At 40.7% G+C, this 17,314-nt stretch carries 14 protein-coding genes; 9 read left to right on the top strand and 5 right to left on the bottom strand.

Annotation, left to right across the window (positions count from 1 at the left end):
- Position 1: 1 nt before the first annotated feature.
- From xseA to ligA, 3 genes are all read right to left on the bottom strand, one after another.
- Entirely contained in the window at positions 2 to 1,315 is a 1,314-nt protein-coding gene (gene xseA, locus E4S40_RS09835; protein ID WP_135073548.1) for an exodeoxyribonuclease VII large subunit, read from the bottom strand.
- Positions 1,316 to 1,321: 6 nt separating this feature from the next.
- Complete coding sequence (gene dapA, locus E4S40_RS09830; RefSeq protein WP_135073546.1) at positions 1,322 to 2,182, bottom strand: 4-hydroxy-tetrahydrodipicolinate synthase; 861 nt, start codon at positions 2,180 to 2,182, stop codon at positions 1,322 to 1,324.
- Positions 2,183 to 2,351: 169 nt separating this feature from the next.
- Positions 2,352 to 4,811, bottom strand: coding sequence for an NAD-dependent DNA ligase LigA (ligA, locus tag E4S40_RS09825; protein WP_135073544.1), 2,460 nt, complete (start codon positions 4,809 to 4,811; stop codon positions 2,352 to 2,354).
- A 56-nt stretch (positions 4,812 to 4,867) separates the two neighbouring features.
- On the opposite strand from ligA, the gene E4S40_RS09820 reads away from it, so the two are divergent.
- Together E4S40_RS09820 and metG are read left to right on the top strand one after the other, a co-directional pair.
- Positions 4,868 to 5,557: a TetR/AcrR family transcriptional regulator gene (locus E4S40_RS09820; protein WP_317129223.1), complete on the top strand. Its 690-nt coding sequence runs from the start codon at positions 4,868 to 4,870 to the stop codon at positions 5,555 to 5,557.
- Positions 5,558 to 5,618: 61 nt separating this feature from the next.
- On the top strand, positions 5,619 to 7,676 hold the full coding sequence (metG, locus tag E4S40_RS09815; protein WP_135073542.1) for a methionine--tRNA ligase: 2,058 nt from the start codon (positions 5,619 to 5,621) through the stop codon (positions 7,674 to 7,676).
- A gap of 156 nt (positions 7,677 to 7,832) precedes the next feature.
- Here metG and E4S40_RS09810 read toward each other — a convergent pair whose 3' ends face one another.
- Positions 7,833 to 8,735 carry a YitT family protein gene (locus E4S40_RS09810; RefSeq protein ID WP_135073540.1) on the bottom strand — a complete coding sequence of 301 codons (903 nt, stop codon included), beginning with the start codon at positions 8,733 to 8,735 and terminating at the stop codon, positions 7,833 to 7,835.
- Between the two features lie 181 nt (positions 8,736 to 8,916).
- Here E4S40_RS09810 and E4S40_RS09805 point away from each other — a divergent pair, with 181 nt between their 5' ends.
- The 4 genes from E4S40_RS09805 to E4S40_RS09790 are packed head-to-tail and all read left to right on the top strand — an operon-like array spanning position 8,917 to position 12,918.
- Positions 8,917 to 10,347, top strand: a complete 1,431-nt coding sequence (locus E4S40_RS09805; protein ID WP_135073538.1) for a circularly permuted type 2 ATP-grasp protein — start codon at positions 8,917 to 8,919, stop codon at positions 10,345 to 10,347.
- An 11-nt stretch (positions 10,348 to 10,358) separates the two neighbouring features.
- Positions 10,359 to 11,336 carry an alpha-E domain-containing protein gene (locus E4S40_RS09800; RefSeq protein ID WP_135073536.1) on the top strand — a complete coding sequence of 326 codons (978 nt, stop codon included), beginning with the start codon at positions 10,359 to 10,361 and terminating at the stop codon, positions 11,334 to 11,336.
- The gene (locus E4S40_RS09795; RefSeq protein WP_135073535.1) at positions 11,336 to 12,049 is read left to right on the top strand and encodes a peptidase; all 714 of its coding nucleotides are present in this window, start codon (positions 11,336 to 11,338) and stop codon (positions 12,047 to 12,049) included. Before E4S40_RS09800 ends, E4S40_RS09795 begins: the two co-directional genes overlap by 1 nt.
- Before the next feature lie 11 nt (positions 12,050 to 12,060).
- On the top strand, positions 12,061 to 12,918 hold the full coding sequence (locus E4S40_RS09790) for a transglutaminase family protein (protein ID WP_135073533.1): 858 nt from the start codon (positions 12,061 to 12,063) through the stop codon (positions 12,916 to 12,918).
- Here E4S40_RS09790 and E4S40_RS09785 read toward each other — a convergent pair whose 3' ends face one another.
- The gene (locus tag E4S40_RS09785) at positions 12,919 to 13,692 is read right to left on the bottom strand and encodes a DUF6503 family protein (protein WP_135073531.1); all 774 of its coding nucleotides are present in this window, start codon (positions 13,690 to 13,692) and stop codon (positions 12,919 to 12,921) included.
- Positions 13,693 to 13,856: 164 nt separating this feature from the next.
- Here E4S40_RS09785 and E4S40_RS09780 point away from each other — a divergent pair, with 164 nt between their 5' ends.
- The 3 genes from E4S40_RS09780 to E4S40_RS09770 all read left to right on the top strand — a co-directional run bounded on the left by E4S40_RS09780 (position 13,857) and on the right by E4S40_RS09770 (position 17,256).
- Positions 13,857 to 15,080: a PepSY-associated TM helix domain-containing protein gene (locus E4S40_RS09780; RefSeq protein ID WP_135073529.1), complete on the top strand. Its 1,224-nt coding sequence runs from the start codon at positions 13,857 to 13,859 to the stop codon at positions 15,078 to 15,080.
- Positions 15,081 to 15,214: 134 nt separating this feature from the next.
- The gene (locus E4S40_RS09775; RefSeq protein ID WP_135073527.1) at positions 15,215 to 15,883 is read left to right on the top strand and encodes a response regulator transcription factor; all 669 of its coding nucleotides are present in this window, start codon (positions 15,215 to 15,217) and stop codon (positions 15,881 to 15,883) included.
- Positions 15,880 to 17,256, top strand: coding sequence for a sensor histidine kinase (locus E4S40_RS09770; protein WP_135073525.1), 1,377 nt, complete (start codon positions 15,880 to 15,882; stop codon positions 17,254 to 17,256). The genes E4S40_RS09775 and E4S40_RS09770 overlap by 4 nt, the downstream gene beginning before the upstream one ends.
- Positions 17,257 to 17,314: the final 58 nt, after the last annotated feature.

The following is a 17,314-nucleotide window of genomic DNA, read 5'->3' as shown; positions in this document are numbered from 1 at the left end:
CTTATTTCTCTTTTTCGATTTTGTTGATGGTACTTTCAATACGCTGATTGGAAGTGATCGTTGTAATTTGGTCTCCGACCTTGGGATCGGCGAGTTGGATAGGTTTGCCTCCAATTTCTGTACGGGAATATCCACGTTTTAAAATCGCCTTCGGGTCCAATTGCTGTAGCATTTTTTCCAGACTGGAAAGCTGTTGATTTTCAGAACGGATTTGTTGTGAAGAAAAGGAGGAGATTCCTTTTTGAAGATTCGCCAAAAAATCTTTTTGATGTCCAATCTGTCCCAAAGAAGCCCGGCCTAATCTACTTTTTTGATGCTCTACTTTTTCTTTTTCGAGGCGAAGTTGGCCGAACATAATTGCCTGAACTCGATGGCTTACCCCCTCGATTTGATTGTGAGCGAGCTTGAGATACTGATTCGTAATTCGATCAATTTTATTCGCAAGCAAAAGGATATTGTCTTCAAAAATCCGAAAACTTGACAAAATAAATTCCGCAACGGCAGTCGGGGTTTTGAGTTTGGAGTGTGCCACTAAATCGGCTACTGTCTCATCCCGTTCGTGGCCTATTCCAGTTAAAACTGGAAGGTCGCAATTCGCAATTTTTACGGCTAATCGATAATCATCGAAGCAATCCAGGTCCAGTTGTGCGCCTCCTCCCCGAATAATTACCAAAGCTTCCAAGCCTAGTGCTTTTTTAAAATTCTCGGCTTTTTCGATAGCTGCAATCAGGCTTGAAACAGCTTCATTCCCCTGCATTAGGGACGGAAAGAGACGATGATAAATTTTGTAGCCGTATTGATTTTTCTCCAACTGATTGACAAAATCCCCATATCCAGCTGCTGTTGCACTTGAAATGATTCCAATCCGCTGAATTACAGTGGGTAGCGGCCGGTTGGTATTGAGTCGAAGTAGGCCTTCTTTGGTTAATCTGTCTATTGTTTCCTGCCGGATTCTTGCTCTTTCTCCTAATGAAAAAGATGCGTCAATGTCCTTTACATTCAGGCTAAAGCCATAAACAGGATGAAAAGTGACTTGGACTTGAGCCAAAACTTTCATTCCGTTTTTGATGCCGGTTCCAGTCAAACTTTCAAATCGAGAAGCAATGGTTCGATAGGTGAATTGCCAGCAATTGCTGCGCATTTTGGCCAAAACCTGACTACCCTGCTTTTCGACTAGTTCGAAATAAGCGTGACCTTGAGCAGCCACGCGGAAATCTGCGATCTCTCCAATTACCCAATAAGTTGGATTCAGCTCATTTTCCAAAGTGGATTTAATGAGGTGTCCTAGCTCGGAAATGGAGAGTGCATTTTGCATGCGTTTTTAGATAGCTTGATGAGCTTTTTTGATCAATTGTTGAAGTTCAGTGGTTGCCTTTACTAGCGGTAATCGGACTTGGTCACCACAAATACCAATCTCTTTCAAAAGAAATTTAAGTCCCACTGGATTTCCTTCAGCATACATGAGAGGATTGATTTCGAGAAGTGAAAGAGTTGCTTTTTTCTTTTCTTCAGGAGTTCCTTTGGTTAGCTTTTTGAAAATTTCAGGGTAAGCATTGGCTAAAACTGAAATGACACCAACACCCCCGATGCTTTCCATAGGTACTGTGAGCATGTCATCACCCGAAATCAACAAAAAGTCATGGGGTTTTCGTGACGCAATTTCCATGCATTGGGTCAAATCTCCCGAGGCTTCCTTGATTCCGATAATATTCGGATGATTAGCAAGGGTCAGAGTAGTTTTTACAGAAAGATTGGAAGAAGTTCTTCCCGGGACATTATAGAGAATTACAGGGACGGGGCAAGCCTCTGCTATGGTTTGGTAATGGGCGATAATTCCTGCTTGGGAGGGTTTGTTATAGTATGGACTGACAGAAAGAATGGCGTCGATACCTTCGAAATTGGTCTGCCTGATTTCGTCCAAAATTGCCTGAGTGTTATTTCCACCTAATCCATAGACTAGCGGAACTCGTCCCTTATTTATTGAAATTGCTTCTTGAAGCACTTGCTTTTTTTCTTCCTTAGAAAGAGTAGCTACTTCCCCTGTTGTTCCAAGAACAACCAAGTAATCCACTCCCCCTTCTATGCAATGCTCAATCAATTTTGCTAAGGCTTGAAAGTCAATATTTCCATCCTCCGAAAATGGAGTAATTAAAGCAACACCTGTGCCGTAGAAATTTTTCATGGTTCGCATTCAGATTCGAGGTGCAAAGATAAGGTCTTCTGCATTTTGAATGGACCGATCGTCAAAAATAGGGTAGGGATCTTTGAATTTTTGAAGAGATGGCTATGACTTTCCGTCCAATTATTGGTGAAAGGCCAAGCCAATTTCGCTTATATTTTTAGATAATATTTTATGAAGTCGAACCCACCATATCCAAAAACTCTTCCTCAGAAATCATTGGAATTCCAAGCTTTTCAGCTTTCTCTTTTTTGCTTGGCCCCATGCCTTCCCCTTCGATGATAAAGTCTAGGTTTTTGGAAACGGAAGAAATGTATTGGCCTCCATGTGCTTGAACAAAATCCACAATTTCATCTCGCTTGAAGTTTTGGAGTTTACCGGATGCCAAAATTCGCTTTCCTGCTAAAACCTGGCTTTTTACGACGTTTAAGTCTTCCTGAATCTCAAAGTGCAGTCCATGGTTTTTAAGCCTTTGAATCAGGTTTTGGTTTTCTGAATTTTCAAAAAAGTCCTGAATACTCTGAACTAGGATGTCTCCGACGCCATTGATTTCCAATAGCTGTTCGGCACTTGCATCTTGCAGCTTTTCTATACTTCCAAAATGACGAGCTAGGAGTTGGGCTGTATTTTCACCAATATTTCGGATTCCTAGTGCAAAAAGAACCTTTTCAAAAGGCTGTTCTTTAGATGCTTTGATTCCATCTAGCATATTGGAAATGACTCCTTCTTGGAAGGTATTGGCTTTTAGCTTTTTGATTCGCTCCCGCAATTCATTTGGCAAATCCAAATCAAGCCGAAGGATGATTCCATGAATAGTGCCTTCCTTCTTGCTAGCTTTTAATAAATCTGAAAACTCAACAAGTCTTCCTAGGAATATGTCCAAAACAACAGCTACAGGCACATAATCTTCCATTTTCGGAAGCTCATGATGATCCTTGAGGGTATTGATCAGCAGCTCCACCATCCCCACATTGGAAGGTACTTTCTTTTTCCATTTCCTGATTTTTTCTTGGAAGGCTTTTAATGTCTCAAAAAGTGGGAGCTCGGCAGCTTCCTGCAAGAAATCCTGAATTTGTTTGAATGAAATCTGTTCTGTAAGTGCGAAAAGGGCTTTTTCTAGGGTTATGTAAAGCAAGCCGCTTTCCTCTTTTTCGTATTGGTCATGACTCATTTCCAATCCAAGCAGTTCCTTTTCCTTGGATTCTAGGTCATAGATGTCAGCGTAATTTTTTATAAAATCCTGATCGATCAAAGCCCGAATTCGCTCTGTACCTAAGGAGTCAATATCCATGGCTCGCTTTGAAACAAAATGCTCAATTCGTCCCAGAATCTGTGGAGGACAAGTTTCGGCATTTGGGCAAAAGTGTTTTGCCTCACCCTCTTTTCTTACCAGTTTGGTGCCACATTCTGGACAGGAATCGATGTAATGTATAGGTTTAGCATGAGCTTTTCTCATGCTTACATCCACGCCGGTGATTTTTGGTATGATTTCACCGCCCTTCTCAACAAAAAGGGTATCACCTTCATAGATTCCAAGTCTTTGAATCTCGTTTGCATTGTGAAGGGATGCCCGCTTTACTGTCGTTCCAGCTAGGCTGACTGGTAAGAGATTAGCAACTGGCGTAATAGCCCCGGTTCTTCCTACCTGATAGGTGATAGAAAGTAATTCGGTCTCTGCACTTTCGGCTTTGTATTTATAGGCAATGGCCCAGCGAGGGTTTTTGGCTGTAAATCCCAATTCTTCCCGCTGATCGTAGTCGTTGATTTTGAGGACCACTCCATCCGTTTCCATGGGAAGGTGATGGCGTCCTTCTCGCCATTTCTCAATATATTCAAGTACCTGATTTAGGTTTTTTGCTTTCTGATAAGTTTGGGAGACATTAAAACCCCAACTTTCAATCAAATGAATGGCTTCAGAGTGGGTTTTAATTCCCAAATCTTCACCAAGAAGTTGATAGAGGCAGCAGTTCAGTCGGCGCTTGGCAACAATGCTGCTATCTTGCATTTTAAGCGTTCCGGAAGCTGCATTCCGAGGATTGGCTAGTAAAGCTTCCCCTTTCTTTTCCCGTTCTGCATTTATTTTTTCAAACTCCCGGATTGGAAGGAAAATTTCCCCTCTTACTTCAAATTTCTTTGGAACGTGTTTTCCGGAAACTGTCAATGGGATGTTTTGGATAGTCCGAACATTGGCTGTGACATCATCCCCTTTGGTTCCATCACCGCGAGTTACTGCGCGAACTAATTTTCCATCCTCATACACTAGGCTGATGGCTACTCCATCGAATTTGAGTTCGCAGAAATATTCATAATCAGTTGACCCCAATCCTTTTTCGACCCGCTCATCAAAAGCCTGTAGCTCTTCGATGGTATAGGTGTTTCCAAGAGAAAGCATTTTATATTCATGAACGACGGTTTTGAATTCCTTCGTGATCGTTCCGCCTACTCGTTGACTTGGACTATCAGGGTCTAAAAGATCTGGGAATTCCGTCTCCAAACGGATCAGTTCCTCCAGCAATTGATCGAATTCAAAGTCAGAGATTTCGATTCGGCTTTCCTGATAGTAAAGGTGATTGTGGTAGTTGATTTCTTTGGTTAGTTCGGCGATCCGTTTCTTAGCTTCCTGATGAGTCATGATTTTTAAAATGATAGCTAAATTAAGTCGAAGTTGGAAGCTTGTAAAGTTGTAAGGTGGAAAAGTTTCAAGTAGATTTTACCTTTGCCAAGTTTCATTCCCTGAATTTTCAAATGACTCAAAAATCAAATCAGGAAGCAAAGATCATTGACGCTGCATACGAGCTTTTTTTAGAGAAAGGCTATCGTCATACCACAGTAGATGATATTGCGCAGGCTTTGGGGATGAGTAAGAAAACTTTGTATAAATTTTTTCCCTCCAAATCGGAATTACTGTCAGCTGCTTTTGAAAAGCTAAAACTTCGTATGACAGCCAAGGTGGAGGCGATTTTAGACAACCGCTATATTCCATTTCATTTGAAATTAAAGTCCAGCTTATCGGTTGTTGCGAATTATTTGGCTCCTATTAATCCTGAACTTTTCGAAGATCTTCGAGAGCATGCTCCAGAAGTTTGGGAAGATTTGATGGAGTATATCAATGAATCAGCATTTATGAGATTTCAGCGATTGATTCAAGAGGGAAGGGATCAAGGATTGGTTAAGTCTAACCTCAATGTAGGCTTGGTGGTTATGATGTATGCTAGTGCGGTCCGCTCTTTGCTAGACCCGGAATTTCGAGCAGGTTTTCCTGAATCGATTCAAAAAGACATGCGAATTCCAGCTGCTGATATCTTTGATCAGGCAATTACGATTATATACAATGGAATAATGACAGATGAGGCTAGAGCTGAATTCGAGAATGCCTGATTTGAAAAGATGATTTCCCTATCTTTGCGACCTGATTTGAACGAAACACCCTCCTTTTTCAATGAATAAATCTTTCAAACGCTATACGATTACTTCTGCATTGCCTTATGCCAATGGGCCATTGCATATCGGACATTTGGCAGGTTGTTATGTCCCATCTGATATTTATGCCCGTTTTTTGCGATCCCAAGGCAAAGATGTGCTGTATGTTTGCGGATCGGATGAGCATGGAGTAGCAATTACCATCAAAGCCCGGAAGGAAGGAAAAACGCCTCAGGAAGTGGTTGACCATTTCCATGGCTTAATGAAAAAGAGTTTTGAAGAATTTGGGATTTCTTTTGATCACTATTCCCGCACCTCTGCACCGATTCATCACGAAACTGCTCAGGGATTTTTCAAAGATCTCTACGAAAAAGGAGAATTTTTAGAGCAAAGTACAGAGCAATATTATGATGAGGAGGCGGGACAGTTTTTGGCTGACCGCTATATTGAGGGTACCTGTCCCAAGTGTGGATTTGAAAATGCTTATGGGGATCAATGTGAAAAATGTGGATCTTCGCTAAGCCCTACCGAACTTATTAACCCTCGCTCAAAGCTGAGTGGAAGCAAACCGGTTTTGAAAGAAACCAAGCATTGGTTTTTGGATTTAGCTCGGTATTCTGATTTTCTGAAGAAATGGATCTTGGAAGAGCACGGTAACGATTGGAAAAACAATGTGCTTGGACAATGTCGCTCTTGGTTGGAAGCTGGAGAAGGACTTCAGGCTCGTTCCATGACAAGAGATATGGATTGGGGAATCAAAGTCCCTTTACCAGATGCAGAAGGAAAAGTCTTATATGTATGGTTTGATGCGCCGATCGGATACATTTCTTCTACCAAGGAATGGGCTGCTGAAAATGGAAAGGATTGGGAGCCCTACTGGAAGGATGAGGATACCCAACTGGTACATTTTATAGGAAAGGACAATATCGTATTCCACTGCATCATTTTCCCAGCTATTTTGAAGACGCATGGAGATTACATTTTACCGGACAATGTGCCAGCCAATGAATTCCTAAATCTCGAAGGAGATAAAATTTCTACGTCTAGAAACTGGGCGGTTTGGTTACATGAATACCTAGAGGAATTTCCTGGTAAGCAGGATGTATTACGGTATGTATTGACCGCAAATGCTCCTGAGACCAAGGATAATGATTTCACCTGGAAGGATTTTCAGTCTCGAAATAATTCAGAGTTGGTAGCCATCTATGGGAATTTTGTCAATCGTGCTGTCGTGTTAACTCACAAATATTACCAAGGGGTTATTCCTTTGAGGGGGGCTTTGACAGCTTATGACGAGGAAGTCTTGGCAGCTTTGGCTGAGTTTCCTGAGAAAATTGCTTCTTCCATCGAGCGGTTCCGTTTCCGGGAAGCACTTGGGTTGATGATGGATTTGGCCCGATTGGGAAATAAATATTTGGCTGACACAGAACCTTGGAAAACCATCAAAACGGATGAAAAGCGAACTGAAACCATCCTGAATATTGCTTTGAATATCGCTGCAAACTTGGCGATAGTTTCCGAGCCATTCTTGCCATTCACAGCTGCGAAATTGTATGAATTGTTCGGAATGAGTGAATCAAAATGGGAGTTGGCTGGAAACTCTGAATTGCTTTCTCCGGGAAAAGTAATCGGGAAAGCAGAATTGTTATTCGAAAAGATTGAAGACGAAACCGTAGAAAAACAAGTTCAAAAATTACTAGACGCTAAAAAAATGAATGAAGATGCAAATGCCCCTGTTGCTCCAATGAAGGATATTATCACCTATGATGACTTTGCAAAATTGGATATGCGGGTGGTGACTGTATTGGAAGCTGAAAAAATGCCGAAGTCCAAGAAATTGATCAAGTTGAAAGTGGATACCGGACTTGGCCATCGGACAGTTTTGAGTGGGGTTGCCGAGCATTTTGAGCCTGAGTTTTTGGTTGGAAAGCAAGTGACCATGTTGATCAACCTGGCTCCAAGAAAAATGATGGGAATCGAATCCGAAGGAATGATTCTGATGGCAGAAGACAAAGATGGAAAGTTGAAGCTGCTTGTACCTCACGAAGGTACTGCGAGTGGATCGACGATTTCTTAAGTACCGAGTATCTGGTATCAAGTATCAAAATTAGGCTGTCTCAGATGTTTTTGTCATGTACTCTACGTGGCAGATATAATTTCTGAAACAGCCTTTTTACTTTTTTTTATAAATCAAAACTCTAATTTTTTGATACTTACATCTTGATATCAAAGATCAATGCAAAGGTCTTTTCTTTATCATTCCTCCCTTGGTATCCTTGATTGGATATTGAATCACAAAAGCCTTGGGGTCTATTTTTTCGATTTCTGTTAAGACTCGTGTAACCTCCAGTCGCGTCACTACTGTGAAAAGGACGTTTCGGTCAGGATTTTTTGCTTTTTCTCCAAATCCTCCATCTGCTTTAAAAGCAGTTACCCCACGACCCAAATCATAGGTGACTTTGCTTTTGATGTCATCTGCAAAGTCAGAAATGATCATTACACCAATGTATTCTTCTACGCCATTAATTAGAAAATCCACCGTTCGAGAAGCTGAAAAATAAGTCAACATGGAATACATGGCCGTTTCCAATCCAACCAAGAAAGCTGCAACAATAAAAAGGAAGACATTGAATACGGTTATAAAGTCACCTACTGTCAAGCTGGAGCGACGGGAAACCTGAATTGCCAATACTTCAGTACCATCGATAACTGCGCCACCCCGAATCGCAAAGCCAATTCCACTTCCCAGAAAAAACCCTCCGAAAACAGCAATCAGTAATTTATCAGCTGTAATAATGGGGAGTTCGATATAATGAACAAGAAGCGCGAGAGCGAAAATCGCCAAGGTGCTTTTTACCGCAAACCGGAATGAAAGCTGTTTGTAGCCTAAATAGATGAAGGGAAGGTTGACTAAGATAATCAAGAAGGAAAGATCGATCGGAGTCAAAATTTCTAGTAAGAGGGAAACTCCCATTGCTCCTCCATCAAAAAAGCCATTGGGAAGGAGAAACCCTTTCAGGCCAATACTCGCCATGACTACTCCGATCCCAATGAAAAGCACATCTTTCACCTGCCGCCAAATGATTATTTTTTTAGCCCTAGCTGAATTGGGGATATTGAGGAGTTGATTTACCATTTCCGAAAATAAGAGAAAAATAGGAATTCAGATCTTTTTCAAATTTCTATAAAAATTTAAAGTAAGCTGATTTTCTAGCATTAAATGATCGAATTAATTACTGATTTGTTAAATATTTTATCGTTTTGGAATATTCTGTATTTGTTCTAACTTATTGTGCGACTCTTAATTTTTAAACTGTATGAAGATAGAAGGATATCAATCCAAAGAGCATTACGATGAGATGTTTACACCCGAAGGGGATGTTAGGCCTCATTACCAAGAGTTTTTTCAAAACCTGAAAAAAACGCCGTTTAAAAAGATGAATCATCTCCAGTTCTCTGCTAATCAAACACAGCGAGCAATGGGGATGACATTCAATGTCTATCACGACAATCAGGGTTTGGAAAAAATTCTTCATCTAGACATTGTTCCCCGAATCATCCCAAATGAGGAATGGAAAAAGCTAGAGGCTGGACTTAAGCAGCGAACTTATGCCCTGAATTTATTTCTTCAGGATATTTATAATGAACAAAAAATCCTAAAAGACGGAATCGTTCCCAGTGACTTGATTTTAGGTTCTAAAGATTTTCTGAAGCCTTGTATTGGATTGACTCCTCCCAAAGGAATATGGTGTCACATAACCGGTACGGATCTAATAAAAAATAAGGATGGGGAATATTACATTCTCGAAGACAATTTACGCTGTCCTTCCGGAGTGTCTTATATGCTAGAAAGTAGAGAAATCATCAAGCGAGCTTTCCCCAATTTATTCAATAAAGGTGGGGTAATGCCTGTTTCAGATTATCCTGCCAAGCTTTTAAGAATGCTCCAGTTTCTGAGTAATAAAGCCAAGCCGATTGTAGGAGTTTTGACGCCTGGGATTTACAATTCTGCCTACTATGAGCATTCCTATTTAGCCTTGCAAATGGGAGTGGAGTTGGTCAATGGGGTCGATCTCATTGTGGAGGATAATAAGGTTTTCATGCAGACTACCCATGGATTGCAGCAAATTGATGTGCTTTACAGGAGGATAGATGATGTTTTCCTTGACCCTTTGACTTTCAGACCGGATTCTATGCTTGGTGTTCCTGGAATTTTCAATGCCTATAAAGCTGGAAATATTGCCCTCGCCAATGCTCCTGGAACGGGAGTGGCAGATGATAAGGCTGTGTATGCTTATGTTCCAAAAATCATCAAATACTATCTTGATGAGGATCCGATTCTGAATAATGTTCCTACTTACCTATGCAGAGAGGATAAAGACAGGCAGTATGTCTTAGATCATATTGAAGAGTTGGTTGTGAAAGAAACCAATGCAGCGGGAGGATATGGAATGCTCATCGGGCCGAAAGCCACCAAAGAAGAGCATGCAAAATTCAAAGAATTGATCAAATCTAACCCGAACAATTACATTGCCCAGCCGACACTTTCCCTTTCCACTGTTCCTACTCTTTGTGAAGAAGGAGGGCTGGAGGGACGCCATGTAGATTTGAGGCCCTATATTCTTTATGGAAAGGAGATTGAGGTGATCCCCGGCGCTTTGACGCGAGTGGCACTCAGGAAGGGTTCCTTAGTAGTCAATAGCTCCCAAGGTGGAGGGAGTAAGGATACTTGGGTTTTGTATAATTAATCATCGAAGAAATGTTAAGCCGAGTTGCAAATCATATTTATTGGTTGGGAAGGTATCTGGAGCGAGCTGAAAACTATGCTCGATTCATCGATGTCAATTTTAATTTAATGCAGGATCTCCCTGTCGATTTGAAGGAGCAATGGCAGCCTTTGGTAGCTGCTACGGGAGATTGGGATTTATTCATTTCGAAAAATCAAAAGTTTGAAAAGAATGAAGTCTTGTACTTTTTGGCTTTTGACTTAGAAAACCCCAATTCCATGCTTTCAGCTATTTCCAGAGCTCGAGAAAATGCACGAATCATTCGGGAAAACCTCAGCAAGGAGACTTGGGAAAAAACCAATCAACTTTATATGATGATGCAAGAAGGGGTTGAAAAGAAAGTCTGGAAAAAAGTGGATCCCCGACCATTCTTTGAAAAAGTAAAAAACCAGATTCTTTTAATCTATGGAATAGCTGATAGCAGTGTCGCTCGTGTAGAGGGTTGGTATTTCAGGCAATTGGGACAATTTCTAGAGAGGGCAGATAAAACTTCCAGAATTTTAGACGTGAAGTATCATATTCTATTGCCATCCGGACAAGATGTTGGGACTCCTTTGGACTTTTTACATTGGATGGCCTTATTGAAATCAGTGACAGGTTTCAATACCTATCGGAGAGTGTATGGGAATATTGATCCTTCGAATGTGGTGGAATTTTTAGTCCTGAATAAATATTTCCCGAGGTCCATTTACTATTGTCTCAAAGAGGCAGAATCCTGCCTTCATCATATTTCGGGAAATAAAGATGGAGGTTTTATCAATCCTGCTGAAAAAGCCGCCGGTGAGTTGCGTTCTCATTTGGAGTTTGCCGAAGTAGGGGAAATCATCGACTATGGATTGCATGAGTATTTGGACAATTTGCAAATAAAGATGAATAAACTATCAGATCTGATCGACAGTACGTACTTTCGGCTTCGGGATAATTTTATTTCGCAAAATCAGGATCAATAATGACATTCTGCCTCGGCATCAAGACCAAGCATGGCTTGGTGGGTCTCTCGGATACAAGAATCACCTCTGGAAATGAGACCACTTCTTCCAAAAAGGTTTTTACAGTTAATCGGGAAAAGCATTCTTTCTTTATCATGACTAGCGGCCTGAGGTCTGTAAGGGATAAGGCGATCACTTATTTCTCGGAAGTGATTGAGCAACAGGATGAATCATTTACCAAACTTTATCATGCCGTTAATGAGTTTGGGAATCAAGTCAAGATAGTAGCCAAAGAAGATAAGGAGTTTTTAGAGGGGGCCGGATTGAACTTCAACCTTTATTCCATCATTGGAGGGCAATTGGAACATGACCCTGAACCCAAGTTGTATTTGCTTTATCCTCAAGGAAACTGGATAGAAATCCGAAAGGGGACACCATTCGTAATTATTGGGAATTCAGGGTTTGGCAACCCAATCTTAAAGCGATCATTCCACTATGAGGATTCTTTAGAATATGCGTTGAAATGTGCTTTTTTGGCATTTGATGCTACCCGAATCTCTGCTAATGATGTGGATTTCCCGATTGATACAGTGGTATTGAAGGATGGGGAATATTATACGAAAGAGAAGCGATTTGAACAGAAGGAATTAGAGCATATTTCAGCATTTTGGAATACAAGACTAAAAAAACTTATCACCGAAGTGCCTGCTGATATCCTCAATGAAGCGATATAAGTTTTAGAACTATGCTGATTCAAGTTCATCATCAAACTCACTATACATACACCGAAAAAGTGGGTTTGGGTGTGCATCAGCTTTATTTACTGCCCCAATATCGGCCTCACTTTCGGATCAAAAATCAGGAAATTAAGATAGACCCTCAGCCTGAAGGAAAGCATGATCGACAGGATTTAGCAGGGAATTGGTATCAGCAAGTTTGGTTTTCGGGCGAGACCGATAATTTTCAAATTCAAACCGATTGGGTTTTTGAGCTTTATCCTTTCAATCCTTTCGGATTTATCATTGATCATGATTTAGAACAATCCGCAAGAGAGGATGATTTGCCGATGTTTCAATATCGGAAATCAGAAGAGTTCTCGCGGCCATTTTTAATCAGACCGGAGGCAGTAGATTACCAATCCTTCCTTCTTCCAATCAGGGAAAAGTCAAATGGCTTAGTTGATTTTCTAGTAAATCTAACTCAGGAAATCTATCAGAACTGGCCTCATTTGGTTCGCCATGAGCAAAACATTTGGCAGCCTTCCTTTACATTTTCGGAAAAAAAAGGGTCCTGTAGGGATTTGGCATGGATGCAAATGAATATGCTCCGATCTATGGGACTTGCCTGTCGGTTTGTAAGCGGGTATGCTTTTAACCCCAAGCTGGATGATGGGCATGAATTGCATGCATGGATGGAGGTTTTTCTTCCTGGCGCGGGTTGGATTGGCTTAGATCCAAGTTTGGGTCTTTTGACTGATCACCATTACATCCCATTAGCTGTACATCCGGAACCTTATGAAACCATGCCTGTCAAGGGTTCTTATTTTGGCAAAGCCGAATCAAGCTTACATACTTTTGTAGATCTGAAATTGATCGAGCACTGATTAATTGGCCACAACCGCTAATTTTTCAGGCATTTCAAAAAGATCTTGATCAAAAGTATCCTCTGTCAAAACGACATCTGCAAAACTAACTTGACTTCGAAATCTCTCGGTAGAATCTCCCGCAATCGAATAGCCTGTAATCACTCTCGGAAAAATCAAACCTCCTGCATCGCGATAATCCTCATATTTCATTGCCTGTAGAGGAGGATTGGGGTTATTGAAGAAAGTGACTTTGTATAGCACCCATTCCAACTTGTTAGTTTCTGGATCAATGAGTAGCGTGTATTGATTAGAAGGTCCTGAATGATGACCCTCCTCAAAAGTAGCTTCAAATGCCACATAGTTTTTCCCATTCAAGTCTTGATTTTCAACTTTCTCAACCCTAGCGGCCAAATCCGTTAAAATGTAAGGCATAGCGAAAAAATAGAAGTAGAAATCCTGGTAGAATCTCACAGATGGTCCACCGAAAGCTTGTCTATTTGGACTGATCCAAGTCTTTTCTCCATCAAATCCAATTTGGAAAAATTGTCCATCAATTCTCACTTCTCTAGAATCCAAATTGATGAAATAATTCTCTTGAGTAAGATTTGTTTCATGAAACATGGTGAAGGAAAATGCCTCTGAATTAATCCATTTACTCCAATCTCCATGAGCATCGAGTACTTTTTTAAATTCCTCAGGCTGATCTAATCGAGGGTCTGGCTTTTTTTCTTCACAGGAAATAATTAATAGGGTGATAAATGCGGTCCAAACAAGTTTGGTCAATGAGTTCATGTTTATTCATTTTTTGGATTGGAAAGATAAAGACTTTCGATTCTTTTTCCCTTCTCAATAAGGGATTGAAAAAAGCTTTTTACAGCTTTTATTTTTTTTAGAATTAGTCTTAATAATAAGAGATTTTCTTTTAATTTTGACACAGTCTAAATAAGAATAAGAAAATGGCCCGTTCAAAATCCACTTGGAAAACCGTCCGAAAACTATTCAATGATATTCATTTGTATGCTGGATTGATTTCTGGAATCATCGTGATATTGGTTTGCCTTAGTGGAACGATTTACGTGTATAATACCGAAATCAAAGAATTGGCTGATTCAGAGCGATATTTTGTAGAGCCAACGGGAGAAAAGAGGTCTTTGGACCAATTAAAGAATAGTTTGGAATCCCAATTGAATGGTAAAGTGACCGCAGCATTTGTTCATGAAGATGCGGATCGCTCAGTACAGTTTACACTTTTAAAAGAGGGGGAAAAGGGGAGAGGAACCACCTATTTTGTCAATCCATATAATGGGGAAATTTTAGCCGATAACTCCGAGCGGACCGCTGCTGAGGAGTTTATGAGTACCCAATTTTCGCTACACCGATGGTTATTGATCGATCGCATTGAGGAGCCGATTTTCGAATCCATGAGCAATCGGGATTTGGGTCGTTTGATCAATGGAATTGCCACTTCCTTATTTCTTTTGGGAGTGTTGACTGGGATGGTGATCTGGGTGCCTCAAAAAGTAAAAAGCTGGAAACAAGGTTTGAAAATCAAGTGGTCAGGAAACTGGAAACGTATCAATCATGACCTGCATAATACCCTAGCATTTTATTCTTTGATCGCATTGTTTATCATGTCTGCTACAGGTTTGTTTTGGTCTTTCCCTTGGTATCGGGAAGGCTGGCAAAAAACCTGGGACACCTACCAGCCTCCCCGCGAGGAACAAAAAGGAGAGGAAGCTCAAAAAGTAGTACCTGGACCTGCCTTGGATTTTTCCTTGGACCTGGCTGTTTCAAAAGCAAATGAAACCCTTCCTTACGCAGGAAATCTCCGAATCTCCATGCCTCAATCTGATGCGGAAGCCATTTCTATCAATAAATACCGGACCGGATTTTTTGCTCGAGCTGGAGCCGATCAATTAGCTTTGAACCAAGCAGATTTATCTGTTTCGGAGATTAATTTGTTTTCAGATATGTCAACTCGACAGCAAATTGGTCGGTCAGTAAAAAGCCTTCATACAGGTGAGATTTTTGGAGCTTTTACCAAGTTAATATGGTTTGTAGCATGCCTAATAGCTACCTCACTTCCGATTACTGGAACTTTGATTTGGTGGAACAAACGGAAAAAGAAAAAACCATCCAAGAAGAAAAAGGTGGAGGAAAGGCAATTTGAAATTGCGTAAAGCTGATTGTTTAAACCAAGAATTTAAACTGTCTTATTTTCTTTAAATTCTTTTGAATTCCCACAATCTAAAAATTAAGTAAACTTTAAGATAAATAAGCTTCGTTTTTCACAAAATTCTCGAAATTTTAGGGTATGAGAATACTCGTAGTGGAAGACGAACCGGGAATTTCCAATTTTCTAAAGCAGGGATTGGAAGAAGAAAGCTATGCTGTAGATGTTGCTGATAATGGAAAAGATGGTTTGGAGCTAGCTTTATCGGGAACCTATGACTTATTGCTTTTGGACTGGATGCTTCCTGGAATGAGTGGGATAGAACTTACTCGGGTTTTTAGAAAGGAGCAGCCGACTACGCCCATTATTTTTCTCACAGCAAAGGATACCGTAGATGAAACCGTATTTGGACTTCAGGCTGGTGCCAATGATTACATCAAAAAACCTTTTCACTTCGAAGAATTGCTGGAACGAATCCGGGTTCAACTCAGAAAAAGCCCAGCTCCTGAAAGTATCCTTGAACTTGGAGATATTCAGATTAATCCAGCAGCTCATCAGGTTTGGAAAAATGGAAAAGAAATCTCTCTTACCCAGAAAGAGTTTGCCTTATTGGAATATTTGGTAAGAAATAAAAACCGGGTTTGTCGTCGGACTCGGATTATAGAGCATGTTTGGGATATTCATTTTGAATATAATACTGGAGTAATTGATGTCTATATCAATTCACTTCGAAAAAAATTAAACCTGAATAAGGAAGAGGATTACATTCAGACTATTCGAGGAGTGGGGTATATGGCTAAGGAACCATGAGTATTTCATACAAGGAGCGGATTGCCCGAAGATTGACAGCTACTACTGCCATGATCATTCTGGTGGTTTTTGGGATTATTTATGGGGTGGTCCGATTGACGGTGGTAACCAATATCGATCGGGATCTTCAGCTAGAAACTGATGAACATAAAAGCCAGATTTTTGTGATCAATGGAGAAATCCGATTCGTTCATAAAGGGGAATGGCAGGAAGAGGAACATAGTCAATTGCAGCTGAATCCGATTTTTATTGAGATTGTGGATGCAGAGGGGAATAGCATGGATCGCTCTCCTAATTTGCTCAATAATCACCTCAGTTTTTTTCCGGATCGAGCAGGGAGCGGAGAGGCTTGGACAGTAAAGGCTGGTTCCAGAGAACTCCGACAAATGCAAATTCCGCTATATAATCAAGGGATTATAGAAGGCTATTTGTTGGTTGCTAAGTCCTTCCAGGATGCTCGAGAGACCCTGACCAATCTTAGAAATGTGCTTCTCGTTTTATATCCTCTGATTTTGATTTCGCTTTTTTTGATCATGCGAAATCAAGCGGATCAGAGTATTCAACCTATTCGCCAAATCATTCAAAAAACTAATTTGATTACTCAGTCTAACCTGAATGAACGAATTCCTCTTTCGGGCCCTAATGATGAAATCGAGCAGCTAACTCGCTCTATCAACGATTTGCTCCATCGATTGGAGCAGGCTTTGAAGCGTGAAAAGCAATTTACTTCCGATGCCTCCCATGAGTTGCGGACTCCGCTTTCAGTTCTCAGAGGTACGCTTGAGGTAATGATTCGAAAGCCTCGAACACAAGAAGAGTATCAGCAGAAAATCCAGTTGGCTTTGCAAAGTATAGACCGGATGACTGCTACCATTGAACAGCTATTGGTTTTAGCAAGGGTAGAAAGTGGTCAGTCAATCATCTTGGAGGAGTTGGACCTTTTGGCATTTTGTGAGGATTATGTGCTTCAGAAAAAGCTCAATACAGATCGGGAGATTAATTTTCTTCCTCAAGTTGGTCACCCTATTTTTTTGAAGACAAATGAGAAATCCCTTCAGATCATTCTGGATAATCTGGTTGAAAACGCACTCAAATATTCAGATGAATCTCAGCCTGTTGATTTGATTTTGGGAAAAGAGGGAAAGGAGGTTTTTGTTGAAGTGCAGGACAAAGGCCCGGGGATATCCGAAGAAGATCAGAAGCGAATTTTTGATCCATTTTATAGAGGAGATAGCGTTTTGGGAAGCCGAAAACCAGGGGCCGGGTTGGGTTTAGCAATCGTAAAGAAGCTTTGCGATGAATTGAATATTCAGGTTGCGGTTGAAAGTGAATCAGACAAAGGAAGTAGGTTCCGATTGGTATGGTATACCTGAATTTTAAGGAAATCTTAAGAATATTCTAAATCAAACCTAAGAGTAGGTCGGCATCTTT

Source organism: Algoriphagus kandeliae, assembly GCF_004571135.1.
GTDB lineage: Bacteria > Bacteroidota > Bacteroidia > Cytophagales > Cyclobacteriaceae > Algoriphagus > Algoriphagus kandeliae.
Note: the sequence above shows the minus strand (reverse complement) of the source record. Positions and strands in the feature narration are given on the sequence as shown.

Coding starts and splice junctions, on each gene's coding strand:
- E4S40_RS09800 (WP_135073536.1), top strand. CDS start 10,359: ATGTTAAGCCGAGTTGCAAATCATATTTATTGGTTGGGAAGGTATCTG.
- E4S40_RS09805 (WP_135073538.1), top strand. CDS start 8,917: ATGAAGATAGAAGGATATCAATCCAAAGAGCATTACGATGAGATGTTT.
- E4S40_RS09775 (WP_135073527.1), top strand. CDS start 15,215: ATGAGAATACTCGTAGTGGAAGACGAACCGGGAATTTCCAATTTTCTA.
- E4S40_RS09780 (WP_135073529.1), top strand. CDS start 13,857: ATGGCCCGTTCAAAATCCACTTGGAAAACCGTCCGAAAACTATTCAAT.
- E4S40_RS09795 (WP_135073535.1), top strand. CDS start 11,336: ATGACATTCTGCCTCGGCATCAAGACCAAGCATGGCTTGGTGGGTCTC.
- metG (WP_135073542.1), top strand. CDS start 5,619: ATGAATAAATCTTTCAAACGCTATACGATTACTTCTGCATTGCCTTAT.
- E4S40_RS09785 (WP_135073531.1), bottom strand. CDS start 13,692: ATGAACTCATTGACCAAACTTGTTTGGACCGCATTTATCACCCTATTA.
- E4S40_RS09810 (WP_135073540.1), bottom strand. CDS start 8,735: ATGGTAAATCAACTCCTCAATATCCCCAATTCAGCTAGGGCTAAAAAA.
- dapA (WP_135073546.1), bottom strand. CDS start 2,182: ATGAAAAATTTCTACGGCACAGGTGTTGCTTTAATTACTCCATTTTCG.
- xseA (WP_135073548.1), bottom strand. CDS start 1,315: ATGCAAAATGCACTCTCCATTTCCGAGCTAGGACACCTCATTAAATCC.
- E4S40_RS09790 (WP_135073533.1), top strand. CDS start 12,061: ATGCTGATTCAAGTTCATCATCAAACTCACTATACATACACCGAAAAA.
- ligA (WP_135073544.1), bottom strand. CDS start 4,811: ATGACTCATCAGGAAGCTAAGAAACGGATCGCCGAACTAACCAAAGAA.
- E4S40_RS09770 (WP_135073525.1), top strand. CDS start 15,880: ATGAGTATTTCATACAAGGAGCGGATTGCCCGAAGATTGACAGCTACT.